A 22993-nucleotide genomic window follows, 5' to 3' on the forward strand; every position below is an offset into this window, starting at 1 on the left:
GCGCCACCGTAGTCCTGGACGGAGTGCGGTCATCTGAACGGATAAAAGCCTGGAGGATCTCCGTCGGCGTGCCCCACGTCGGCGAGAAGGTCCTGCGATGTCGGCTCTCGTCTGTGTTTTCGTTCTCGCGCTCGGCGCCGGTGCACTCGGCGGTCTGGTCGGCACCGGATCGTCGCTGGTGCTGCTGCCGGTGCTGGTCCTGTTGTACGGGCCACGGGCTGCGGTACCGATGATGGGGATAGCCGCGGTGATGGCCAACGTCGGACGGGTCGCCGCCTGGTGGTCACGAATCAGGTGGCGACCGGTGCTCACCTACACCGCATCAGGTGCTCCGGCCGCCGCGCTGGGCGCGCACACACTGCTGACGATCTCCCCGATGATCGTCGACGGATTCCTGGGTGTGTTCTTCCTGGTGATGATCCCGATCCGCCGGGTGATGATGGCGCGGTCGTGGCGGGTGCGGTTGTGGCAACTCGCGCTCGCCGGTGCTGTGGTCGGCTTCTTGACGGGTGTGGTGTTGTCGACCGGGCCGTTGAGCGTGCCGATCTTCACCGGATACGGGCTCAGCGGCGGCGCATTTCTCGGTTCCGAGGCGGCCAGTGCGCTGGGACTCTACGCGGCCAAGCTTGCCACTTTCGGTCAAGCGGGTTCTCTGACAACGGATCTCGTTGTTCGCGGGCTGGCCATCGGTGCGGCATTGATGGTCGGCCCGTTCTTGACCCGTAGCGTCGTGCAGCGGCTCCGCGCGCGCACCTACGCGCTGCTCATCGACCTCGTCCTGGTGGCCGCCGCCGGCGGAATGTTCGTCGCCCTCGTCGCCGGCTGAGCCGGGCTCTAGTTGCTCGTCGTCGGCACGTCGCGACTGTCCGGCACCAGGTCGTGCGGCTCGGTGTCGGTGTCGCCGATGCCGAAACTGATGATCCGTTTCGGGGTGATCCGGATTATCGCGGCATCGATACCGTCGTCGGTCTGAGCTTCGGCTTGCTCGGCGGTGCCGCGGATCTCCAGGCAGCGCACCCGCCACGGGCTGCGCGACGCGATGTCGTCGACGACGAAGGCGACCGTGTTGTTTGTGGCGAGATTGCGGAACTTGCGGCTCTTCGACATCCGGTAGCCCACGACGTCGATGGTGCCCAGCGCCTCGTTGTAGGTGAAGCCGACGGGGCTGTTCTGCAAGGTGCCGTCGGGCGCGATGGTCGCGAGCCGGCCCAGATCCGCCGACTTCAGGTAATCGATTTCTAGCGGTTTGAAGGACATCAACCCACGCTAGGACCTCAAGTTTGGTTGACGTCAAGGTCGCAGGCCGATTGTCTCGCTCCTCCGCCGCCTCGTCCCTTGGCGGCATCGTCCCTTGGCGGCATCGTCGACTCGACGGGAGATACTCGAGTCCATGCCCGCCCGCCGCGACGCCGATCCTGAGGCCACTGTGGCTGCTGTGCAAGCCGTGGCGCCCTGGCTGACCGACGACAGTGCCACCGCCCCCGATCGCGCCGCGATCGCGACAGCAGTGCGGCTGACCGCCCGCACTCTGGCGGCAGTGGCACCGGGCGCCAGCGTGGAGGTCCGCGTCCCACCTTTTGTTGCGGTTCAATGCATCTCGGGTCCCCGACACACCCGCGGCACGCCACCCAACGTCGTCGAGACCGATCCGCGGACCTGGCTGCGGTTGGCCACCGGCCTGCTCGACGTCGAGGAGGCGGCCGGCCGGGGGGTGCTGCGGTTGTCGGGGTCGCGGGCCGGCGAGGTGGGATCCTGGCTTCCGCTGGTGACAATCGGGCCGTAAACGCACCGACACTCGGCGTTCAATTCCGCGATTCCCGCCGATGCCCGTAAACTGAGTTACGTCACCGAACCCCCGCCAGGGAGCAGCCCATATCGTGACCGAAGAAGTCGAAAACCCACCTGCGGAAGAATGCGGCGTCTTTGGAGTCTGGGCTCCGGGTGAAGATGTTGCCAAACTCACTTATTACGGCCTCTATGCGCTGCAACACAGGGGTCAGGAGGCGGCAGGTATCGCCGTCGGCGACGGATCGCAAGTGTTGGTGTTCAAGGATCTGGGCTTGGTCAGCCAGGTCTTCGACGAGCAGACACTGGCCGCAATGGAGGGCCACGTCGCCATCGGCCATTGCCGGTACTCGACGACCGGCTCCACCACCTGGGAAAATGCCCAGCCGGTATTCCGTAACACCGCGGCGGGCACCGGAATCGCATTGGGCCACAACGGAAATCTGGTCAACACCACCGACTTGGCCGCGCGGGCGCGGGACGCCGGGTTGATCAACCCGAACGCGCCGGGCGCGGCGACCACCGATTCTGACATTCTCGGTGCCCTGCTGGCGCACGGTGCCGCGGACTCCAGCATCGAGCAGGCCGCCCTCGAGCTGCTGCCCAGCGTGCGCGGCGCGTTCTGCCTGACCTTCATGGACGAGACCACGCTCTACGCCGCGCGCGACCCGTTCGGGGTGCGCCCGCTGTCGCTGGGCCGGCTGGACCGCGGCTGGGTGGTGGCCTCGGAGACCGCCGCGCTCGACATTGTCGGCGCGTCCTTCGTCCGCGACATCGAACCCGGCGAGTTGCTGGCCATCGACGCCGACGGCGTCCGTTCCACGCGCTTCGCCAACCCGACTCCCAAGGGCTGCATCTTCGAGTACGTCTACCTCGCCCGCCCGGACAGCACGCTGGTCGGCCGCTCGGTGCACGCCACCCGTGTCGACATCGGCCGCCGGCTGGCCCGAGAGAGGCCCGTCGAGGCGGACCTGGTCATCGGCGTGCCGGAATCCGGCACCCCCGCCGCGGTTGGGTACGCCCAGGAATCTGGCATCCCGTTCGGCCAGGGCTTGATGAAGAACGCCTATGTCGGGCGCACATTCATCCAGCCGTCGCAGACCATCCGCCAGCTCGGTATCCGGCTCAAGCTCAATCCGCTCAAAGAGGTGATCCGCGGCAAGCGGCTCATCGTCGTCGACGACTCGATCGTGCGCGGCAATACCCAGCGCGCCCTGATCCGGATGCTACGTGAAGCCGGCGCCGTCGAGCTACACGTACGCATCGCCTCGCCGCCGGTGAAATGGCCGTGCTTCTACGGCATCGACTTCGCCACCCCCGCCGAACTCATCGCCAATGCCGTCGACAACGAGGAGGAGATGCTGGAGGCGGTGCGGCATGCGATCGGAGCCGACACCCTGAGCTACATCTCCCAGCAGGGCATGATCGCCGCGACCGAACAGCCGCCAACCCGGTTGTGCTGCGCCTGCTTCGACGGCAACTACCCGATCGAGTTGCCCGGCGAGGCGGCGCTAGGCAAGAACGTCGTCGAACACATGCTGGCCAGTGCCGCCCGCACCGGCCTTCCGATACAGCCGGTGCAGGCCGACAACGCCAACGTCTCGGCGCTCAGCCGGCCCTGACCGCCGCGCTGGCGATACGTCGCACCCGCGCGGCCGACGACATCGCGCGCAGCGGTCGTCCCACGTACCAATACATCCGGCCCAGCAACCCACGCGGGTAGACGATGTCTCGCTGCTCGACGCAGCTGCCGCCCGGCGCGGAAGTGACTCGCATCTCGAGCCACCGTTCACCCGCGTGCCGGCCTTGAGCACGAAGGCGCAGGGCGGTGCCAGGCTCACGATCTTCCACACGCCAACGCCGAGGGACGTTGTCCCGCACCACTTCCCAGAGCCGCTCCGGAGTCGCCGGGGTGTGCTGGTAGCGGGTGTCGGTGTAGACGATCGGGCCTGCCCAGTCCGGATCGCTGGGCAGCTGCGACGCGATTCCGGTATCCCAGGTGGGCGTGCAGCCCGCGCGAGCCAGGGCCGCCGAGACCGCCCGCCGGTACGGGGTTAGTCCGTCGGGCGGCGGATCGACGACGGTGTCGATGTCATGGTTGTTCATGATGGCGTCACAGTGCAGCGACTCGACCAGCGGTCGGGCCAGCCCGGATGGAATCGGCGTCACCAGCCCTACCCACAGCGCGGCGATCCGCGGGGTCAGTACCGGCAGGACGAGTATGCGCCGGCGAGACAGCCCGGCGACCTCGGCGTAGATCCGCATCATGTCGCCGTATTCCAGGACATCCGGGCCGCCGATGTCCCAGGCACGTGATATCGGTACCGCCGCGGTCGCGGCGGCGGACAAGTAGTAGACGGCGTCGGCGATCGCGATCGGCTGGATCTTGTTGCGCACCCACCTCGGCGTGGTCATCACCGGGAGCCGGTCGGTGAGATGACGGATCATCTCGAACGACGCTGATCCCGAGCCCACCACGACACCGGCCTGCAGCACGACGGTTTCGATGCCCGACCCGATGAGGATTTCGCCCACCGCGGTGCGGGACGCGAGGTGTGTTGACAACTCCGTGCTTTCGGGGTGCAGTCCGCTGAGGTAGACGATGCGCCGGACGTTGGCACGGCGGGCGGCGGTGACGACGTTCTGTGCGGCGCGACGCTCCTCGGCGGCGAAATCCTCGGATGTGCCCATCGAGTGCACCAGGTAGTAGACGACGTCGACGCCGGTGAAAGCATCGGTCAGGGAGTCGGCGTCGACCAGATCGCCGCGGGCGACCTGCACTCTGTCGCGCCACGGCACGGTCGCCAGTTTGTCGGGCGTGCGCGCCAGCGCGCGCACGGCGAAACCGTCGTCCAGCAGGCGCGGAATGAGACGGCTGCCGACGTATCCGGTAGCGCCGGTCACCAGGCACCGAGTTTGTTGCGCCGACATGTGGTCCTCCGTTCGCCGGCGATTTCGGTGCCGACGGTCCTAGGGATTACCTCTTATTGGAAAGGGCAACCAGGGTTGGGCATGTCCACGGCCAGCGGGCTGCCGGCCGGATCGATGTAGAGCACCCACATCACCAACGGGGTGGAGCCTTCATTGCGGCCCTCGTGCACATAACCCGTCCCGCTGCGTTCGGTGATGGCGTCGCCGGCGCTGTAGACGCCGTCTACCGAGCAGTCCCCGTCGTAGTGGGTCAGTGTGCCTGCGCGGATCACGCCGAAGACCTGCCCTGGGTGGTAGTGCCACCCGGTGGTTCCGCCCGGAGCGATGGTGATCTCGCGGCTGATGTAGTCCTTGCCGTTGAGCGTCGCCTGCGACATGACGATGCCGTTGACGCCGTCGGCGGGGGTGGCCGACGCCGAACCGGGCGCTGCGATCGCAAGTCCGAGGGCGACAGGCACTGCCAACGATAAGAACTGCACGGGCTTCATGGTCGCCAGGGTCTCACAGGGAAGACTCAGCCCGGCACGTTCTATAGGTCTTCTACAGGTCGAGGCCCTCGACGGTGGCGCCGGGGTTGGGCCCCAGTAGTGCGCCGAGGCGCGGGCTGAGGTCGCGGGACGCACCGAGTAGCGGCCCCGCCAAGCGGGTCAGAACATCGCAGGAGAGGTGGCTCGAAGGTCCGGCAACGGTGATCGAGCCGAGTGCCACAGGCGGACCGCCGGGGTCGTCGGCCTCGGCGAGTAGCGGAACCGAGATGCCGTTGATGCCGGGATGATTCTCCCCGCACGACATTTCGTAGCCGCGTTCGCGGATCTCGGCAAGGCGTTCGGTCGTGACCCCGTGAAGGTCGATACCGGCCAGCTCACTCGGCGGCAGGTAGGCGAGGATTACCCGTCCGCTGGCTCCGACCGCCAGTGGCGACCGCTCGCCGAGAACGCCCGCGGGGTCGACCACGGGACCTGACGGCGCCGGGACGCCAAGGACAAGCACGCGCGTGTCGCCGGCGCGCAGGTGCACGACAGCCGCTTCGCCGCTGATCGACGCTAACTTGGCCACCACCGGATGCATCAGACGCAACATCGCCGGCCGCGGGCCGATGAGTGTCGCGAGGGCGATCGCCCGGCCGGCCAACCGGTACCCGGATCGCCCGAGATGGTGCAGGTAACCATCGTGCTCGAGCGACCGCAAGATGCGGAACGCGTAGGAGTCCGAAAGTCCGGTGCGCTCGGCGATGTCGTGTAGCGCGGCTGGTTGGCGCATGCCGGCCAGGGCCTCCAGTAGCTGCAGCCCGCGCAGCGCCGTGGTAGCCATAGGTCGATGTTACTTGCGTATTAGGCAAGTAATCTGGCGAGCCGTCGACGTATTGAGTGCAATGGGCCGCATGAACATTCCGCCAACCGGCCCGAGTGCACCCGATGGCGCGACCGGCCTTCTGGTCGACTGGGCTCTGGGGCTGACGTGGGACGAGATTCCTGATCCGGTGCGCCAGCGCGCCCTGCACGTGCTTCTCGACGGCCTCGGGTGCGCACTGGTCGGCGCCCAGCTGCCGTGGTCGAGGGTGGCCACCGAAGCCGTAGTGGCCATCGAGGGCCGTGGCACCGCTGCGGTCATCGGCACCGGCCTGACCACGACACCTGCTGGAGCGGCGCTGCTGAACAGCACCTTCATTCAGGGCTTCGAGCTCGACGACTTTCATCCGCTCGCACCGCTTCATTCCGCGTCGGTGCTGCTGCCCGCACTCCTGGCCACCACCGCCCAGATGGACCGTCCGGTGTGCGGGCGTGAACTGCTGCTGGCGGTGATTGCGGGATTCGAGACGGGCCCGCGGATTGGATACGCGCTCGGCGGAACCGAGATGCTTTCTCGCGGTTGGCATTCCGGGCCGATATTCGGGGGCATCGCTGCGGCCCTTGCGTGCGGCATCCTACGCGGCCTGACCGGTGCCGAACTCGAGGACGCCGTCGGATTCGCCGCGACGCAATCGGCGGGACTGATGTCGGCGCAATACGAGGCGATGGGCAAGCGAATGCAGCACGGCTTCGCGGCGCGCAACGGTTTCTATTCGGCCGCACTCGCCCACGCCGGTTACACCGGCATCGACCAGGTTCTGGAGCGTCCCTACGGCGGATTCCTGGCCGTCTACGGCGAAGGCCACCACCCCGATGCGGAGGCGATCACTCGCGGGCTGGGGCAGAACTGGGAGACCACCGTCATCATGGTGAAGTCCTGGGCGGTGATGGGCGGATTGCACGGCGTGGTCGAAGCCGCCCGAATGTTGCGACAGCGCATCGGAAGTCGCACGATCGACCGAATCGACATCCGGGTCGGAGACGTTGTCTACCACCACGGCTGGTGGACACCCGAACGGCCGCTGACCGCCATCGGTGCGCAGATGAACATCGGCTACGCGGCCGCGGTCACCCTGCTCGACGGGACGGCGCTGCCCGAGCAGTTCAGTGCCGACCGTCTCGACGCCGACGACGTGTGGAACCTCCTGCAGCGCACCCATGTCGAGCTCGACCGGACGATCGACGAGCTGCCGATCACCGAGCGTTTCCAGACGCACGCGACACTGAAGTTCAGCGACGGCAGCACCGAGTCGACGTCGGTGATTGCGCCGCATGGCAATCCGCTCGATCCCGTGACCAACGACGAAGTGGTCGCCAAATTCCACCGTCTGGTCAGCCGGGTGATGCCCGCGCACCGGGCATCCGAAATCCACGACGAGGTCCTGAGCCTGCCCGATGCCGGCGATATAGCACCGCTTGTCGATCTCCTGGCCGGCGCCGTCGGAAGGGCGCTGGACTGATGACGACGAAAGCCCGTGCACGCCTTCGTGAATTGCTCGACGAGAAGCGGTTGATCGTCGCCCCTGGGGTGTACGACGGACTCTCCGGCCAGCTGGCCAGACGCACCGGCCATGCGGCGGCGTATCTCACCGGCGCCGGTGTCGCCGCCGCGGGATTCGGGTTGCCCGACATCGGGCTGGTCACCCAGACCGAAATGGTCGAGCGTGCCCGGATGGTGGTGCGCGCGCTCGGCGACGTGCCGCTACTGGCCGACGCCGACACCGGCTACGGCGCGCCTATCAACGTCATTCGCACCGTCGGTGAGTACGAGGAAGCGGGGGTGTCCGCAATTCAGCTGGAGGACCAGGCTTTTCCGAAGCGGTGTGGTCACCTGCCCGATAAGGAATTGGTCAGCACCGACGACTTCGTCCGCACCATCGACGCTGTTGTGGACGCGCGCACCGACGACGGGATGCTGCTGATCGCCCGGACAGACGCCCGCGGCCCGCTCGGGCTGGATGAGGCGATCCGGCGCGCCAACCGCTACGCGGCTGCGGGTGCTGATCTTCTCTTCGTGGAAGCCCCGCAGAGCGCCGACGAGATCGAACGGATCGCCGCCGAGGTGGACGCGCCGCTGTTGCTGAACCTCGTCATCGGCGGCCTGACTCCCGAGCAGTCCGAGCAGCGGATGCAAGAACTCGGTTTCGCGGTCGCCATCCACCCGTCAGCGGTGCTGGGGCGGGCGACCTTGGGTGTGCTCACCGCGCTCTGCGAGTTGCGCGGCGTCGCCGTCGACGAGTTCTTGCCGACCAAACCGGAGGAGTTCTTCAACCTGGTCGGCATGGCCGAATGGTTCGCGCTCGGCCAGAAATACCAGCCCGGCACCGAAAGTGAGTCCTGAGATGGGCATGACGATGATCGAGCGGATTCTGGCCCGCAAGGCCGGCCGCTCCGACGTGTACGCCGGCGACACCGTCACCGTCGAGGTCGACATGACTGTCCTGATCGATCTGCAGTTCGCCACCATGTGGATGCAGCCGCTGCGGATCAACGACGCCGCCAAAGTCGCGATCGTCATGGACCACGCGGTCCCGGCGCCCACCATCAAAGACGCCGCCGGTGGTCCGAAAGCCCGTCGCTTCGCATCCGAGTTCGGCATCGAGCGCTTCTACGATGTCGGCCGTCACGGCATCTGTCATCAGGTCATCGCCGAGAACGGGCTCGCCCGGCCCGGCGAGATCTTGGCCTGCACCGACAGCCACACCTGTGCCGGCGGCGCTTACAACACCGCGGCACGTGGACTCGGACCGGCCGAGGTCTACTCGATCCTGTGCACCGGGGTCACCTGGTTCCACGCTGCGCCGACCATCCGGTACGAGTTGACGGGGGCGCTGCCGGCAGGTGTCAGCGGCAAGGACGTGTTCTTGTACATCGCGAACGAGTACGGCGATGCCGCCAACACCAATCTGGAATACGGCGGCCCCGGACTCGCGTCAGTTCCGCTCAGCGATCGGCGGACGATCGCCACTCAGGGAGCCGAGGTTTCGGCCGACTTCTCCACCTTCGCCTTCGACGACGTCCTCGCCGAACACTTCGAGACGCTCGGGATCAGCGGCTACGAACCCAGCTACGCCGACCCGGATGCCGCCTACCTCGCCGTCCGCCCCGTTGATCTGTCGGTGCTGGTGCCGTATGTCGCCCGCCCCGGGACGGTGTCCCGCAACGGACTTCCGGTGAGCCAGGTCGAACCCCGCAAGATCGACCAAGCTTTTATCGGATCCTGCGCCAACGGCCAGCTGGACGACCTTCGCATCGCCGCAGAGATCCTGCGCGGCAGGCAGGTCGCACCCGGCGTCCGGCTGATCATCACTCCGGCCAGTCAGCAGGTGTACCGCGACGCCCTGCGGTTGGGCTACCTGCAGGACCTCGCTGATGCCGGCGCTGTGGTGACCAACTCCACCTGCGGGGCGTGCTTCGGGTACCACATGGGTGTCGTCGGCCCCGGCGAGGTGTGCTTGACCTCGAGCACCCGCAACTTCACCGGCCGCATGGGCTCTACCGAGGCCGAGATCTTCATGGCCTCACCCGCTACGGTCGCTGCCTCCGCGGTAGCCGGACACATCATCGACGCCAGGGAGGTCGTCGCCCGATGAGCATCGAACTCAGTGTCACCGGACGCGTCTGGGTCTTCGGGGACAACCTCAACACCGACGACATGTACCCGGCCGAAGCGATGAAGCGCGAGCTTCCCGAAGCGGCCACCATGGTCCTCTACAACGTGCGTCCGGGATGGACTGGTGAAGTCCGCACCGGCGATATCGTCATCGCAGGCAAGAACTTCGGCTTGGGTTCGTCGCGCCCCGTCGCTGCGCTCTTCAATCACCTCGGGGTCGCCGCACTGGTGGCCGACGAGTTCAACTCGCTGTTCTTCCGCAACGCCGTCAACGCGGGGCTGCCGGCCATGACGGTTCCCGGCATCACCGCGGCATTCTCCGACGGTGACAACGGCACCTTCGACCTGCGTGCCGGAACGTGGCGAAACGACTCCACCGGTGTATCCGGCGCTGTGCCGGTGCTGCCCGACCTCGTCCTGGACATCCTGGCCAGCGGCGGGGTGCTGCCTCGCCTTGCCGAACAGGGTTATCTGCCTGCCGAACTCGCTGATCAGCTCCGCTCGCCGACAGTTGCCGCGGCCGGCCAGGGCAGTGGCGCGTGAATCTCGTCGACCACGTCGGGCAGATACTGCGGCCCGTCCGAGCCGGCGCCCGACGCAGCCGATTGACCACGCTGCCATCGCCGTTCACCATCGAACTGAGCAGCCCGGCGTTCGCCGACGGCGATGCGATGCCGATCGCGCACGCGGGTCGGGGTGTCGGCGCCAACGTGTCTCCCGCGTTGTCCTGGCGTGGCGTCCCGAAGGACACCGCCGCCTTGGCGTTCATCATCGAGGACGACGACGTTCCGCTGCCACGCCCGCTCACGCACACCGCCGCGGTTCTCGCTCCAGGGATCGACCATCTCGATGAAGGTGCGCTCGCCGCCGGCGCCCCGGACATCCGCTTCTTGAGAACGCTTCTGGGGCGGGGATACCTCGGACCGCGTCCCATCCCCGGGCACGGCACGCACCACTACCGGTTTCACCTGATCGCACTGAACGCTGCGGTGCCCGACGACGTGCGGACCGTTGGGGCCCTTCTTCGTGCGATACGGACCAGTGCCATCGCCCGCGGTGTGCTCACCGGGACCTACCAGAGGCCACCCCGCTCGTTGGGCAGCCTCGAGAACTGACGTCGCCCACAATGGCGCCATGGCGTTTCGCGGTTGGCCGATCGAGGCCGTCGAGTTCTATGAGGGCTTGGAGGCCGACAACTCCAAGGTGTACTGGACTGAGCATCGGGCGGTCTACGACCGTCAGGTGCGCGCACCGATGGAGGAGTTGCTGGCCGAACTGGCCGACGAGTTCGGCGCGGGCAAGCTGTTCCGGCCCTACCGCGACGTGCGGTTCAGTGCCGACAAGGTGCCGTACAAGACCAACTGCGCGGCGATGATCGGCTCGGGCTACGTGTCCTTCTCCGCCGACGGGCTATCCGTCGGCGGCGGCCTCTACATGCCCGAACCCGCCGCGCTGGCCCGGTACCGAGCGGCCGTCGACGACAAGAAATCCGGGGCCGAGCTCGCCCGGATCGTCGCGGCGCTGCATGAGGGCGGCTACGAGACGATGGCCCACGAGGTGCTCAAAGCGGCGCCGAGGGGATATCCGAAGGACCACCCGCGTATCGAACTGCTGCGCCACAAGGGCATCGCGATGATGAAGACCTTCCCGGTCGGTGCCTGGCTGGGCACGGCGAAGGCCAAGGATCGGGTGGTCACCACGCTGCGGGCGGGCGAGCCGCTGCGCCAATGGCTGGCGCGCAACGTCGGGTGACCCGGCCCGTTTCGGCGACGGTCGGCGACCGGTAGCCTTATGCGCGATGACGGATCGCGAGGAAGACAACCACATCTCCTACGCATCGGCCGGGGTGGATATCGAGGCCGGTGACCGCGCGGTCGAGCTGTTCAAGCCGCTGGCGAAGCGGGCCACCAGGCCCGAGGTGCGTGGCGGACTTGGCGGCTTCGCCGGGCTGTTCGCGCTGCGCGGGGGCTACCGGGAGCCGCTGCTGGCGGCCTCGACCGACGGGGTCGGCACCAAGCTGGCCATCGCGCAGGCGATGGACAAGCACGACACGGTCGGGCTGGACCTGGTCGCGATGGTGGTCGACGACCTCGTGGTCTGCGGCGCCGAGCCGCTGTTCCTGCAGGACTACATCGCCGTCGGACGCACCGTCCCGGAGCGGGTCGCCGCGATCGTGGCGGGTATCGCCGAAGGCTGTGTGGCTGCCGGTTGTGCATTGCTGGGCGGGGAGACCGCAGAACATCCGGGGCTGATGGAACCCGACCACTACGACATCTCCGCCACCGGCGTGGGTGTCGTCGAGGCCGACGACGTGCTGGGGCCCGAGCGGGTGCGCCCCGGCGACGTGATCATCGCGATGGGGTCATCGGGTCTGCACTCCAACGGTTACTCGCTGGCCCGCAAGGTCCTGCTCGACATCGACCGGATGGATCTCGCCGGTCATGTCGAGGAGTTCGGCCGCACTCTCGGCGAGGAACTGCTCGAACCCACCCGCATCTACGCCAAGGACTGCCTGGCCCTGGCCGCCGAAACGCAAGTCCGCACCTTCTGCCACGTCACCGGTGGTGGTCTGGCCGGCAACCTCGAACGGGTTGTCCCGCACGGCCTGGTTGCCGAACTCGATCGCGGAACGTGGACTCCCGCACCGGTATTCGGGCTGATCCAGCAGCGGGGACGCATCGACCGCGCCGAGATGGAGAAGACGTTCAACATGGGTGTTGGGATGGTCGCCGTCGTCGCGCCGGAGGACACCGACCGCGCGCTGGCGATCCTGACTGCACGTCATCTGCACTGCTGGACGCTGGGCACCGTCACCAAGGGGAAGGACGGCCCACGAGCCAAGCTCGTCGGACAACACCCGCGGTTCTAGGAAATCCGAACCGTCGGTTCAACCGGGGTCTAGGCGGCTCAGGGCCGCCAGTCGTCCTCGTCGGCCCACGAGTCGTCGACCAACCCGTTCTCTGACTTTTCGGGTTCGCTCCCGCCCGAGCCGGCCAACTCCTTGCGGAGCCGATCGACGTCGATCGACGGGGAGCTGTATTTCAGCTCCCGAGCAACCTTGGTCTGCTTTGCCTTAGCCCGGCCGCGGCCCATGGGGGAACCCCCTCGCGCAATAACGGAGCGGCCCGGGATGCAGGCGGCTCCGATCTGTGTGTTGGTTATTGTCCTGCCAACACCTTACCGTGCCCCGCACCGATGTGCTGGCAGGCCCGTTCGGCCGTTGGTGAACGTCACACCGCGCCGCGGCGCAGGCGCTCCACTGCCAGGCGCCCGGCGCCCACCGCGTCGGTCGGTGGGAGTGACTCGGGGTCGATTCCGGCGGGCCCCGGGTGCTCGCCGCCCGTGGTCAGCGCGGTATCGGCCGGAATGCCGCGCTTCACCAGAGCCAGCGCGATCGGGCCGAGGTCGACGTGATCGACGACCGTGCCGAGGCGCCCGACGACACGCCCACCGGCCAGCAGCGGGTCACCGGTAGCCGGGCGCTCACCGGAACCGTCCAGATGGACCAAAACCAGCATGCGGGGCGGCTTTCCCAAGTTGTGGACCCGCGCCACGGTTTCCTGGCCCCGGTAGCACCCTTTGTCGAGATGCACAGCTCCTTGCCCGGGGCCGCCGATCCAGCCCGCCTCGTGGGGGATGGTGCGTTCGTCGGTGTCCACGCCGAGCCGCGGCCGCTGAGCGGCGACCCGGTTCGCTTCGTACGCCCACACCCCGGCCCGGCGCACGCCCGCGGCTTCCAGCCGGGCCAGCCAGTCGGTGACGTCGGCACGGCGAACGACGAGATCGAGTTCGATGCGGCCGGGCTCCGTGGGGATGCGCCGGACGAAGCCGGTTCCAATCGGGAGGGCCGTCGACTCGGCGGGCAGTTCAGGCACGCCCAGGGCGGCCAGCACGGCGGGGTCGGCAAGGCGCGGGCCGAGCAGCGAGAGCACGGCGAGATCGGCGGCTTCGGGGGCGACGTCGGCCCAGAACACCATCTTGCGCAGGTAGGCGAGCAGGGGTTCGCCGCGCCAGCCTTCGGTGTCGAGGTAGGTGACGCCACCCAGCTCGGTCTGCACCCAGTGGTCTTCGACACGGCCCTGCCCGTCGAGGCTGAGGTTCTCGGTGGACGTGCCGTCAGGCTGATCGCTGACATGCTGGCTCGAAATCGAGTGCAGCCAGCTGCGCCGGTCGGCTCCGGTCAGCGTGATGACCGCGCGGTTCGAGCGGTCCACCACCACGGCGTCGTGCTCGGCGGCGCGCTGTTCGCCGAATGGGTCGCCGTAGTGCCAGGTTGCGCCGGCGTCGGGGGAGTTATCGGGGGCGGGGACAGCTGACACACATCAACTCTACGGCGCTGCCAGTACGCTCATGCCTCATGTCCAGCCGCCGATCGGTGCTCGTCACGCTCGACGGCGAGGTGCGTGATCCAGGCCAGCCGCTGCTGTTCGCCGACGACCTCGCCGCGGTGCGCGGGGACGGCGTGTTCGAGACCCTGCTGGTTCGCGACGGCCGCGCCTGCCTGGTGGAGGCGCACCTGTACCGGCTCTGCCAGTCGGCCAGGATGATGGACCTGCCCGAACCGGACCTGACGGCGTGGCGGCGGGCCATCGGCGTCGCGGTCGGGCAGTGGTCGACCGATGAGGGAGCCCTCCGTCTCGTTTACAGCCGCGGGCGGGAGAGCGGGTCGACCCCGACCGCCTACCTCACGGTCAATCCTGTCCCGGACCGGGTCGCGGCCACCCGGCGCGACGGCATCGCCGCGGTGCTGCTCGATCGTGGGCTGCCCGCCGGCGGGGTGGCCGCCATGCCGTGGCTGGTGGCCGGCGCCAAGACGTTGTCGTATGCGGTGAACATGGCGGCGCTGCGACATGCCGCCGACAAAGGCGCCGGTGACGTCATCTTCGTCAGCTCCGACGGCTACCTCCTCGAAGGGCCGCGCTCGACGGTGGTGGTCGCCACCGACGACGGCACCGGGGGGACCTGCTTTCTCACCCCGCCGCCCTGGTACCCGATATTGCGCGGAACCACCCAGCAAGCGCTGTTCGATGTCGCCCGCGACAAGGGCTACGACTGTGATTACCGGGCGTTGAAGCCTGCGGACCTGCTTGCCGCCCAGGGTGTTTGGCTGGTATCCAGCATGACGTTGGCGGCGCGGGTGCATACCCTCGACGGCCGCCCGCTGCCACCGACCCGGCTGGCTGCCGAGGTCGCAGCGTTGGTCGACGCCGCGATCGTCAGCGATCGCTGATCGCGAAAACCTGTTGGCACACCCCGCATGACGCGGGTACGGTCGGCCGTACACAGGGAAGGAGGTGGTCCGGAAAATTGATAGCTTCTAGGACATGTGAGGTGGCTGCCCGCTAGCAGCACCAGGTGCCGGAAATCACCTTCGCCCTGAGCGCGCTGGCGAGTTCCAGGCAGCTACCCGGCCCCCGAGCTCTTGGTCTTGTCCGACCAGGGATACGGCTCGGGGGCCGCCCCATTTCTGGAGACCCTCTCACCAGTTGTCATGGTCGGGACAGGACACGTCGATGTAGACCGTCGCCGGTTCGTCGAGTCCGCTGGGCGCGCCGTCCGGATTGTGAATGGCGGTGACAGAGCACCTGTCGAGCGAGGTGCGGGAGTAACCGAAGACCCAGTTGATACCGACGTTGTACCCCTGACTCTGCAGGTCGCGGATGGTGTCGGCTGCTGATTCGGCACCGGCCACCGGCCATGGCGGATCGGCCGCCGCGCTAGGGGCGGTCATGATGGCAACAGCCGCGGCTGCGATCAGAATCGCCCGCATCACCCGATAGTACGGGCGCCGGGGGCGACGGCTCAAAAACGCTTGGCCACAACAACTCTCAGGCCACGGATACCTAGCTCGCCGGGCCGGGCTCCAGTGCAGAGCAAGCCTTTCGCGCCTGATCCCACACTCCGGGGTCGACGCCGGCCGGCGGGCCCAGTACGACGGCACCGGCCGAGTCGGGCACACCGTGCTCGTGCAGGCATTCCGCCAGCGATCCGTGCTGGGCGGGGGCCGCGCTCGTGGGGGCGGCGCTGCTGCTGGTGGCGACGCCGCTGGTGCTGGGCGCGGGACTGATCACCGTCGGCTGCGAGGGATTAGGCGTTGGTGCGCAGCCGACGAGTACTGCGAGGGCCGCCGCGGCGACCCCGAGGAGACTGCGGCGCATCAGCCGACGTGTCGGGTCAGCCGCGCGGACAGATGTGGCACCAAGCCGCCGTCAGCGTCGACACGCTCCTCGACGTAGGCCAAATCACCGCCCTCGACGATTCCGTAGAGCCGCTTGGCGCCCCCGACGAGAACACCGGACTTGCTGCGCGCCAGGGCATCCGTCACCAGTTCCCACGAGGACTGGGTGAGCGGCTGACCGTAGAACAACTCGACATAGCCTGCGGAGTGAGCCAGCAGCAGTTCGATGGCCTGCGACTCACCCGGGTCGGCCGGGTCGTCGACGAACCGCCAGAATCCGGTCTCCCGCAGCCCCGGGGCGTGGTAGTCGCCGCTCTCGTCGAGGCGCCAGGACCGGGCGTCCCAGTTCAGGTAGTCCCCGCCGTCGTGCGAGACGATGATCTGCTGTCCGAAGCGGTAATCGCCGTCCGATCCGCGGCCTTCGCCCTCGCCGCGCCAGACCCCGACGAGCGGCAGCAAGGCCAGCAATGCGTCGTGCAGATTGGCGCCCAGGCGCAAATTGGCGGTGTCAGCGGGCAGCGGCAGGTCATCGAAAACCGGGATGTTGCGCCCGGCCGTCTCTCTGGCCCGTTCGGCTGCCGCGGCCACGGCGCGATCAGCGCTCCCGGAGATGTCTTCGGAACTCACGACTCGTCGGTGATCAGTCGGTAGAGCGTGTACAACGCGAACCAGGTAATCAGCACGACTGTCGCGACCAGCAGGATCTCGTAGAAAAGAACCACGATCGTCAGTCTATCCGCGGCTCGGGCGGGCCGGCCGCCCGAGCCCCTCGGAGACTACGCAGCATCAGTGGCGCGACTCCTCACCGGCGCGTGCCTCGCCGGCTTTGTCATCACGCAACCTTGATGTCGACCTCGTGGATGCCCGCACCGGCCGGCGCCACGGTGGCATCGCCGTTGCCGACCTTCGACAGCGCGCGAACGGTCCAGGTGCCCGGCGCGGCGAAGAACCGGAAATCGCCGGTCGCCGAGGCAACTACCTCCGCGGTGAATTCGTCGCTGGAGTCCAGCAGGCGGACGAACGCGCCCGCCACCGTCTGGCCTGAGTCGTCAACGACGCGCCCGGTGATCACGGTCTCCTTCTCCAGGTCGACACCGGCAGGCAAGGTCTGTCCTTGTTTAGGTGCAGAGCACATGATCAACTTCCCAACTCGATCGGGGCCCCCACCAGGGAGCCGTATTCGGTCCAACTGCCGTCGTAGTTCTTGACGTTCTTGTGCCCCAACAGTTCCTGCAGCACGAACCAGGTGTGCGATGAGCGCTCACCGATGCGGCAGTAGGCGATGGTTTCCTTCTCGCCGTCCAGGCCGGCTTCCGCGTAGAGCGTGGCGAGAGCCTCGTCGGACTTGAAGGTGCCGTCCTCGTTGGCGGCCTTGCTCCACGGCACGCTGATGGCGGTGGGGATGTGGCCGGCACGCTGGCTCTGCTCCTGCGGCAGGTGCGCGGGCGCGAGGATCTTGCCGGAGAACTCGTCGGGGGAGCGGACGTCCACCAGGTTCTTGGCGCCGATAGCGGCGATCACCTCGTCGCGGAACGCGCGAATGCTGTTGTCGGGCGCCGCGGCACTGTACGAAGTGGAGGGACGGGCGGGCACCTCGGTCACCAGCGGGCGGCCGTCGAGCTCCCACTTCTTGCGTCCACCGTCGAGGAGCTTCACATTCTCGTGGCCGTACAGCTTGAAGTACCAGTATGCGTACGCGGCGAACCAGTTGTTGTTGCCGCCGTAGAGGATGACGGTGTCGTCGTTGCTGATTCCCTTGTCCGACAACAGCTTCGAGAACTGCTGCTGGTCGACGAAGTCACGCTTGACCGGATCCTGCAGCTCGGTCTTCCAGTCCAGCCGTACCGCGCCGGCGATGTGACCGTCTTCGTAGGCGCTGGTGTCCTCGTCGACCTCGACAAAAACGGTGTTCGGCGCGTCGAGATTGCTCTCGGCCCAGTCAGTGGAGACCAGGACGTCGGAGCGTGCCATGAAGTGGTTCCTTTCGATTGCTTGTCTTGAAGACTCAGGTGCTGGCCGCAGTGGGGCGCAGCCGGGCGACGAGTGGGTAGAGCTGGCAGCCGAGGCAGATGCCGAAGGCCGCGTTGAGGAAGGCCGCGAACAACGCGAAGGCGGTGGCGATGACGCCGAGCAGCGATACGCCGAACGCGAATCCGGCGACGCCGACGACGGCGAACACGAAGCCCACCAATTGGGCGAACTTCAGCGGTGGCACGGGTTCACGCTCGGAGACGGGTCGCAGGCGCGGTGCGATCACGTTGGCGAAGATCAGCCCGTAGGGGTGCTGACGAGGCCCGCGCGCGGCGCCGATCGCGAACACGACCGCCTGCAGGGCGAGCACCACTGCTGCGGCCACTGTGCTGAATCCCGAGACGGCGAGCACCACGATCAGGACGGCCGTGGTGACCCAGGCTGCGAAGCGCGGGCCGCGGACGTCCACCTGGGCGGAGGTGTTGGTGTTGTTATTGCTGGTCGACATGTATCTACTCCTGTTGCTCATCGGGCTGGACGGAGACGAGCCGAGTACGGCCGTTCCAGAGTGGCGGCGCGAAATGGTGGCGCGGCTACTCAGCAGCTACAGCAACAACAGCAACAACCCGCGACGCGGCACAGATCGACTGCGCGACGCTTGATGAGCACGAGCTCGAGGCGGGCTGACACGCCTGACATGTTACCCAATCACCGGGGTCTCAGGCCAACAGAGGTTCGAGGGCTGAGCGCAGGTCAGCGGCCTTGGGAACCCCCGCAGCCCGGTATCGCTGCCGTCCGTCGGCGTCGAAAATGAAGGTCGTCGGCAATGACAGCACTGAAAGCCTGCGCGCGGCAGCCGGATTGGCATCCATATCGATCTCGACGTGGGCGACGTCACGTATATCGGCGCAGACCTGGTCCACCACTCGCCGCACCCCCGCGCAGGGTCCGCACCACGCTGCGCTGAAATGCACGATCGTCGGCCCGGTCCGGGAAAGTCCCAGGTCGCTGACGTCGACATCGGCCGGTTCGGCTTCGCGTACGACGCCCGACCGCCGGTTGTGCAGCACACCGGCGATGCTCGCCACTGCCAAAGCGGCGGCGATGGCGATGATCGCGGTGACGGATGCAGTGCTCATGATTGTTTGAACCCATCGAGCCGGATGGTTACTCCTTCGGTGATGCCTTCGATGATGATGTCTGATCCGCGGGCTCCCTCGGTGGTGGGGCGCACCCCGAACGGGAGTTTCTGGCCAGGCAGCTTGGCGCTGAATGCCGCCAGCACGGCCGCCTTCTTGTCGTCGGGCACCTCCTGGTCGGCCGTGCCGGGGCCGGTCTGGATGTCGGTCGCCGTGAAAACGAGCGTGGTCTGGTCCGTGCCTGCGATCGACAGGTCAACGGTGACGCTGACCGGCTTGTCGAAGTCGGCTTTCTTCGGGGTTCCGGTGAACACCAGCCCCTTGCTGCCGGAGATGCCCGACTCGGTGGTGCCTCCGGTGGCGTCGTTGGTCTCCTTCGACGGGGCCTCCACCATCAGGTCCTTCATTCCCATGAAGCGGCCCAGGTGCCCGGAGTCGATGATGATGCGGCTCTCCAGCTTGCCCACCGGCAGATCCGCGTCCGGCCTGATCAGCCACGACGCGTCGGTCAGGTCGATGTTGTGCAGGGTTGCTTCCAGCGACGCCCGGCCCACCACCTGGTGGTCCACCCCGTTGGCCTTGATCTCGATCTCGTTGAAGTGGTGGCGGGCGGCCTGGCGGATGAACGGAAAGCCCAGGATCGCCACCGACGGGTCGAACGAGAGGCCCGCGGCGGTCCGGACCGTACGGGCCAGCCGGTATTCGGCGTAGATCGTTGCCCCGAAATCAGCGCCGACGGCCCCGACGACCGCGGCGACGACCGCGGCACTCAGGGCGATCAGCAGCTTCCGCACCTGCACATTCTGGCTCACCGCTGCCGCGGAGCCACCCCCGCGCACCCTCGTGACTGCCGCAGTAACCGTTCGGATCGGCTAAATAGCAGGTAGCGGGTTAAAGTTAGATGACCCATGGTCGGGTAACGGCCATATGTCGCCCATGAGTCTGGTGGGTCAACGCGACGGCGCTGTCGACGATGAGTATCCAGGGCATTGGAGAGTCTGTTGGACCTGCTTCTTCTCACAGTCGACCCGCACCCGGAATCGGTGCTGCCGTCGCTGGCGTTGCTGGCGCACACGGTGCGCTCCGCGCCTACCGAGGTGTCGTCGCTGCTGGAAGCCGGCACCGCGGACGTGGCGATCGTCGACGCGCGCACCGACCTGGCCGCGGCCCGCGGCCTGTGCCGACTGCTCGGCACCACCGGCACGTCGGTCCCCGTGGTGGCCGTCGTCAACGAAGGCGGCCTGGTCGCGGTCAACATGGACTGGGGTCTCGATGAGATCCTGCTGCCCAGCACCGGGCCTGCCGAGATCGACGCCCGGTTGCGGCTGCTCGTCGGCCGGCGCGGCGGCATGGCCAGCCAGGAGAGCGCGGGGAAGGTCAGCCTCGGCGAGCTCGTCATCGACGAGGGCACGTACACCGCACGACTACGTGGTCGCCCGCTGGATCTGACTTATAAAGAATTCGAACTCCTCAAATACCTCGCGCAGCACGCTGGCCGGGTGTTCACCCGCGCCCAATTACTGCAGGAGGTGTGGGGTTACGACTTCTTCGGCGGCACCCGCACCGTCGACGTGCACGTGCGGCGGCTGCGCGCCAAGCTGGGCCCTGAATACGAGTCGCTGATCGGAACCGTCCGCAATGTCGGCTACAAGGCGGTGCGCCCGGCCCGGGGGCGCCCTGCCGCGGCCGAGCCCGAGTTCACCGAGGACGATGCCGACGTTTTCGACGACGGTGAGGACGCGATCTCGGACTCGATGCACAACACGGTGCGGTCGGGCTCCATGTCCCACCCACTGCGTAGTCAGTGACGGCGCCGCAGTGGCGCACCGCCCTGACCTCGGTCGAGCAGGAGCAGGTGCGGGCGGTCATCGACGCCGCCACCCGATCCGACGGTGTTGCGCCGGTGGGCGAGCAGGTACTGCGCGAGCTGCCCCACCAGCGCACCGATCATGTGGTTGTCGCTGAGAACGGGAACGTGCTCGGCTACCTCAATCTGACGCCGGGGCGCGACGGTGACGACGCGATGGGTGAGCTTGTCGTCGACCCTCACGCACGCCGTCGCGGTATCGGGACCGCGCTGCTGCGCGCCGCCAGCGATGCCGCCAACGGCGCCGTCCGGTTTTGGGCGCACGGCACCCTGCCCGGGGCCCGGGCGGTGGCCCACGCTCTGGGGATGACGTCGGTCCGGGAACTGATGCAGATGCGCCGGACACTGCGCGACGTTCCCGCGCTCGTGGTGCCCGAGGGCATCCGCATCCGCACCTACGACGGACCGTCTGACGACGCCGAACTGCTGCGGGTGAACAACGCCGCATTCTCGTGGCATCCCGAGCAGGGCGGCTGGGGTCAATCCGACCTCGACGAGCGCCGCGGCGAGGCCTGGTTCGATCCCGACGGCCTCTTCATGGCTTTCGGCGACGACAACGGCGCTCTCCTCGGGTTCCACTGGACGAAGGTGCATGCCGAGGAGCCCGGGCTCGGCGAGGTGTATGTCGTCGGTGTGGACCCCGCCGCCCAGGGGCGCGGTCTGGGCCGGATCCTGACCGTGGCCGGCCTGGAATATCTGGCCCGGCGCCTGGATGCCGACGACGACCCCGGAGTCATGCTTTATGTCGAAGCCGACAACGTCTCAGCGGTGAAAACCTATGAGCGTCTGGGATTTGCTGTATCCAGTGTCGATACCGCCTACCGGCCATCCCTGTCAGCGACTCTTGACGCTGGTGAAAATCACAGGTAGTTAGCGGCTGTGCGCAACGCCCCATTCACCTACCTGTTCACCCTCCGTTCATATTCCGGGCGGGTTCCGGCCACTCCCAACGCCTAACTTCCCGGGTGATGCATGCGCTCCCACCGGGGCGAACAGGGCAACACTGGAGAAAGTGGGATAGGTGAATCTGAACAGGTTTGGCAAGGCGTTCTTCGTGACCGTGTCAGCAACGGCCATCACCGGCCTGACGCTCACCGCCTGCGGTAGCGACAACAACTCCGGAACGTCGTCGTCGACGAATGCGTCCGGCTCGTCGAACGCGTCGGCTGACTGCGGTGGCAAGAATGCTCTGACCGCCGAGGGCTCGACCGCGCAGCAGAATGCCATCGCGGTGTTCAACCAGGTGTGGGGCCAGAAGTGTCCGGGCAAGAACCTCTCCTACAACCCGACGGGCTCGGGCGCGGGTGTCACCCAGTTCATCGCCGGCCAGGTCGACTTCGCCGGCTCCGACTCGGCGCTGTCCAAGGATCAGACCGACCCGGCCGCCAAGCGTTGCGGTGGCAACCCGGCGTGGAACCTGCCGCTGGTCTTCGGCCCGGTCGCGCTCGGCTACAACCTGCCCGGCGTCGACAAGCTCGTGGTCAACGCTGACGTGCTCGCCAAGATCTTCACCGGTGCCATCAGCAACTGGAACGACCCGGCGATCGCCGCGCTGAACAGTGGTGCCTCGCTGCCGGACCAGAAGATCACCCCGATCTACCGCTCGGATTCCTCGGGCACCACCGACAACTTCCAGAAGTACTTGGGCGCCGCTGCCCCGCAGACCTGGACCAAGGGTGCGGGCAAGGAGTTCCAGGGCGGCGCCGGTGAGGGCGCGCAGAAGACCTCCGGCGTCGTGCAGGCCGTGCAGGCCACCCCCGGCGCGATCGGTTACGTCGAGAAGGGCTTCGCCGACCAGGCCAAGCTGACCGTCGCCCAGATCGACAACGGCGGTGGACCCGTCGCACTGACCGACGACACCACCAAGGCCGCGATCGACTCCGCGAAGATCTCGGGCAGCGGCAACGATCTGGTGCTGGACCTCAACGCGCTGTACGCCACCAAGGCCGCCGGCGCCTACCCGTTGATGCTGGCGACCTACGAGATCGTGTGCTCCAAGGGCTATGACGCCGACACCTCGGCGGCGGTCAAGTCGTTCCTGACCGTGGCCGCCAACGACGGTCAGGCCGGGCTCCCGGCCGCCGGTTACGTCCCGCTGCCGGACTCGTTCAAGCAGCGTCTGCTGACCTCCGTCAAAGCAATTCAGTAACAGCGCTGGCG

The 22993-nt window shown here is 67.4% G+C and carries 29 protein-coding genes; 14 read left to right on the forward strand and 15 right to left on the reverse strand.

Features of this window, described 5'->3' with window-relative positions:
• The first annotated feature begins 97 nt into the window (after positions 1-97).
• Positions 98-826 carry a sulfite exporter TauE/SafE family protein gene (locus tag CG716_RS04650; protein WP_094476937.1) on the forward strand — a complete coding sequence of 243 codons (729 nt, stop codon included), beginning with the start codon at positions 98-100 and terminating at the stop codon, positions 824-826.
• A gap of 8 nt (positions 827-834) precedes the next feature.
• On the opposite strand, the gene CG716_RS04655 is transcribed toward CG716_RS04650, so the two are convergent.
• Positions 835-1257, reverse strand: a complete 423-nt coding sequence (locus tag CG716_RS04655) for a PPOX class F420-dependent oxidoreductase (RefSeq protein WP_094476939.1) — start codon at positions 1255-1257, stop codon at positions 835-837.
• Between the two features lie 133 nt (positions 1258-1390).
• Between CG716_RS04655 and CG716_RS04660 the strand changes: the two genes are divergently transcribed.
• Together CG716_RS04660 and purF are read left to right on the forward strand one after the other, a co-directional pair.
• On the forward strand, positions 1391-1783 hold the full coding sequence (locus CG716_RS04660; RefSeq protein ID WP_094476940.1) for a sterol carrier family protein: 393 nt from the start codon (positions 1391-1393) through the stop codon (positions 1781-1783).
• Between the two features lie 94 nt (positions 1784-1877).
• Positions 1878-3407: an amidophosphoribosyltransferase gene (gene purF / locus CG716_RS04665; RefSeq protein WP_410430858.1), complete on the forward strand. Its 1530-nt coding sequence runs from the start codon at positions 1878-1880 to the stop codon at positions 3405-3407.
• Here purF and CG716_RS04670 read toward each other — a convergent pair.
• From CG716_RS04670 to CG716_RS04680, 3 genes are read right to left on the reverse strand one after another with little or no spacing between them, the layout of a single operon-like run.
• A complete protein-coding gene (locus CG716_RS04670; protein WP_094476943.1) occupies positions 3394-4716 on the reverse strand; it encodes a DUF2867 domain-containing protein in 1323 nt (440 codons plus the stop codon). The two genes, purF and CG716_RS04670, sit on opposite strands and share 14 nt — an antisense overlap.
• A gap of 53 nt (positions 4717-4769) precedes the next feature.
• Positions 4770-5204, reverse strand: coding sequence for a cupin domain-containing protein (locus tag CG716_RS04675; RefSeq protein ID WP_094476945.1), 435 nt, complete (start codon positions 5202-5204; stop codon positions 4770-4772).
• Between the two features lie 52 nt (positions 5205-5256).
• Positions 5257-6027, reverse strand: a complete 771-nt coding sequence (locus tag CG716_RS04680) for an IclR family transcriptional regulator (protein ID WP_094476947.1) — start codon at positions 6025-6027, stop codon at positions 5257-5259.
• 70 nt (positions 6028-6097) lie between these two features.
• Between CG716_RS04680 and CG716_RS04685 the strand changes: the two genes are divergently transcribed.
• From CG716_RS04685 to purM, 7 genes are read left to right on the forward strand one after another with little or no spacing between them, the layout of a single operon-like run.
• Entirely contained in the window at positions 6098-7525 is a 1428-nt protein-coding gene (locus tag CG716_RS04685) for an MmgE/PrpD family protein (protein ID WP_234817713.1), read from the forward strand.
• On the forward strand, positions 7522-8406 hold the full coding sequence (locus tag CG716_RS04690) for an isocitrate lyase/phosphoenolpyruvate mutase family protein (RefSeq protein ID WP_207760584.1): 885 nt from the start codon (positions 7522-7524) through the stop codon (positions 8404-8406). Before CG716_RS04685 ends, CG716_RS04690 begins: the two co-directional genes overlap by 4 nt.
• A 1-nt stretch (position 8407) precedes the next feature.
• On the forward strand, positions 8408-9658 hold the full coding sequence (locus CG716_RS04695; RefSeq protein WP_094476953.1) for a 3-isopropylmalate dehydratase large subunit: 1251 nt from the start codon (positions 8408-8410) through the stop codon (positions 9656-9658).
• On the forward strand, positions 9655-10221 hold the full coding sequence (locus tag CG716_RS04700; RefSeq protein ID WP_094476955.1) for a LeuD/DmdB family oxidoreductase small subunit: 567 nt from the start codon (positions 9655-9657) through the stop codon (positions 10219-10221). The genes CG716_RS04695 and CG716_RS04700 overlap by 4 nt, the downstream gene beginning before the upstream one ends.
• On the forward strand, positions 10218-10793 hold the full coding sequence (locus CG716_RS04705; RefSeq protein ID WP_094476957.1) for a YbhB/YbcL family Raf kinase inhibitor-like protein: 576 nt from the start codon (positions 10218-10220) through the stop codon (positions 10791-10793). The genes CG716_RS04700 and CG716_RS04705 overlap by 4 nt, the downstream gene beginning before the upstream one ends.
• A gap of 19 nt (positions 10794-10812) precedes the next feature.
• Positions 10813-11430 carry a DUF2461 domain-containing protein gene (locus CG716_RS04710; protein ID WP_094476959.1) on the forward strand — a complete coding sequence of 206 codons (618 nt, stop codon included), beginning with the start codon at positions 10813-10815 and terminating at the stop codon, positions 11428-11430.
• A gap of 46 nt (positions 11431-11476) precedes the next feature.
• Positions 11477-12547 carry a phosphoribosylformylglycinamidine cyclo-ligase gene (gene purM, locus CG716_RS04715; RefSeq protein ID WP_094476961.1) on the forward strand — a complete coding sequence of 357 codons (1071 nt, stop codon included), beginning with the start codon at positions 11477-11479 and terminating at the stop codon, positions 12545-12547.
• A 38-nt stretch (positions 12548-12585) separates the two neighbouring features.
• On the opposite strand, the gene CG716_RS04720 is transcribed toward purM, so the two are convergent.
• Positions 12586-12771, reverse strand: coding sequence for a DUF3073 domain-containing protein (locus tag CG716_RS04720; protein ID WP_094476963.1), 186 nt, complete (start codon positions 12769-12771; stop codon positions 12586-12588).
• 137 nt (positions 12772-12908) lie between these two features.
• Entirely contained in the window at positions 12909-13997 is a 1089-nt protein-coding gene (ygfZ, locus tag CG716_RS04725) for a CAF17-like 4Fe-4S cluster assembly/insertion protein YgfZ (protein WP_094476965.1), read from the reverse strand.
• Between the two features lie 56 nt (positions 13998-14053).
• Between ygfZ and CG716_RS04730 the strand changes: the two genes are divergently transcribed.
• Positions 14054-14908, forward strand: a complete 855-nt coding sequence (locus CG716_RS04730; RefSeq protein WP_094477355.1) for an aminodeoxychorismate lyase — start codon at positions 14054-14056, stop codon at positions 14906-14908.
• A 249-nt stretch (positions 14909-15157) separates the two neighbouring features.
• Here the strand turns inward: CG716_RS04730 and CG716_RS04735 are convergent, their stop codons facing one another.
• From CG716_RS04735 to lmeA, 9 genes are all read right to left on the reverse strand, one after another.
• Positions 15158-15448 carry a hypothetical protein gene (locus CG716_RS04735; protein ID WP_094476967.1) on the reverse strand — a complete coding sequence of 97 codons (291 nt, stop codon included), beginning with the start codon at positions 15446-15448 and terminating at the stop codon, positions 15158-15160.
• Between the two features lie 73 nt (positions 15449-15521).
• Positions 15522-15836, reverse strand: a complete 315-nt coding sequence (locus CG716_RS04740) for a hypothetical protein (RefSeq protein ID WP_094476969.1) — start codon at positions 15834-15836, stop codon at positions 15522-15524.
• Positions 15836-16483, reverse strand: coding sequence for a heme-binding beta-barrel domain-containing protein (locus CG716_RS04745; protein WP_094476971.1), 648 nt, complete (start codon positions 16481-16483; stop codon positions 15836-15838). The genes CG716_RS04740 and CG716_RS04745 overlap by 1 nt, the downstream gene beginning before the upstream one ends.
• A gap of 205 nt (positions 16484-16688) precedes the next feature.
• The gene (locus CG716_RS04755) at positions 16689-16991 is read right to left on the reverse strand and encodes a DUF1416 domain-containing protein (RefSeq protein ID WP_094476975.1); all 303 of its coding nucleotides are present in this window, start codon (positions 16989-16991) and stop codon (positions 16689-16691) included.
• 2 nt (positions 16992-16993) lie between these two features.
• A complete protein-coding gene (locus CG716_RS04760; protein ID WP_094476977.1) occupies positions 16994-17827 on the reverse strand; it encodes a sulfurtransferase in 834 nt (277 codons plus the stop codon).
• 34 nt (positions 17828-17861) lie between these two features.
• Positions 17862-18335: a DUF4395 domain-containing protein gene (locus CG716_RS04765; protein ID WP_094476979.1), complete on the reverse strand. Its 474-nt coding sequence runs from the start codon at positions 18333-18335 to the stop codon at positions 17862-17864.
• Positions 18336-18424: 89 nt separating this feature from the next.
• A complete protein-coding gene (locus tag CG716_RS31285) occupies positions 18425-18526 on the reverse strand; it encodes an Ms5788A family Cys-rich leader peptide (protein WP_410430862.1) in 102 nt (33 codons plus the stop codon).
• Between the two features lie 20 nt (positions 18527-18546).
• On the reverse strand, positions 18547-18966 hold the full coding sequence (locus tag CG716_RS04770; RefSeq protein ID WP_094476981.1) for a TlpA family protein disulfide reductase: 420 nt from the start codon (positions 18964-18966) through the stop codon (positions 18547-18549).
• A complete protein-coding gene (gene lmeA / locus CG716_RS04775; RefSeq protein WP_094477356.1) occupies positions 18963-19778 on the reverse strand; it encodes a mannan chain length control protein LmeA in 816 nt (271 codons plus the stop codon). Before lmeA ends, CG716_RS04770 begins: the two co-directional genes overlap by 4 nt.
• A 189-nt stretch (positions 19779-19967) precedes the next feature.
• Between lmeA and CG716_RS04780 the strand changes: the two genes are divergently transcribed.
• The 3 genes from CG716_RS04780 to pstS all read left to right on the forward strand — a co-directional run bounded on the left by CG716_RS04780 (position 19968) and on the right by pstS (position 22982).
• Entirely contained in the window at positions 19968-20774 is an 807-nt protein-coding gene (locus CG716_RS04780) for a winged helix-turn-helix transcriptional regulator (protein WP_094477358.1), read from the forward strand.
• Positions 20771-21703 (forward strand): mycothiol synthase, encoded by a 933-nt coding sequence (gene mshD, locus CG716_RS04785; protein ID WP_094476983.1) that lies wholly within the window; start codon positions 20771-20773, stop codon positions 21701-21703. Before CG716_RS04780 ends, mshD begins: the two co-directional genes overlap by 4 nt.
• A 151-nt stretch (positions 21704-21854) precedes the next feature.
• Complete coding sequence (pstS, locus tag CG716_RS04790) at positions 21855-22982, forward strand: phosphate ABC transporter substrate-binding protein PstS (protein ID WP_207760570.1); 1128 nt, start codon at positions 21855-21857, stop codon at positions 22980-22982.
• Positions 22983-22993 lie beyond the last annotated feature (11 nt).

Origin of the sequence: Mycolicibacterium sphagni, from assembly GCF_002250655.1 — a bacterium.
Taxonomy (GTDB): Bacteria; Actinomycetota; Actinomycetes; order Mycobacteriales; family Mycobacteriaceae; genus Mycobacterium; species Mycobacterium sphagni.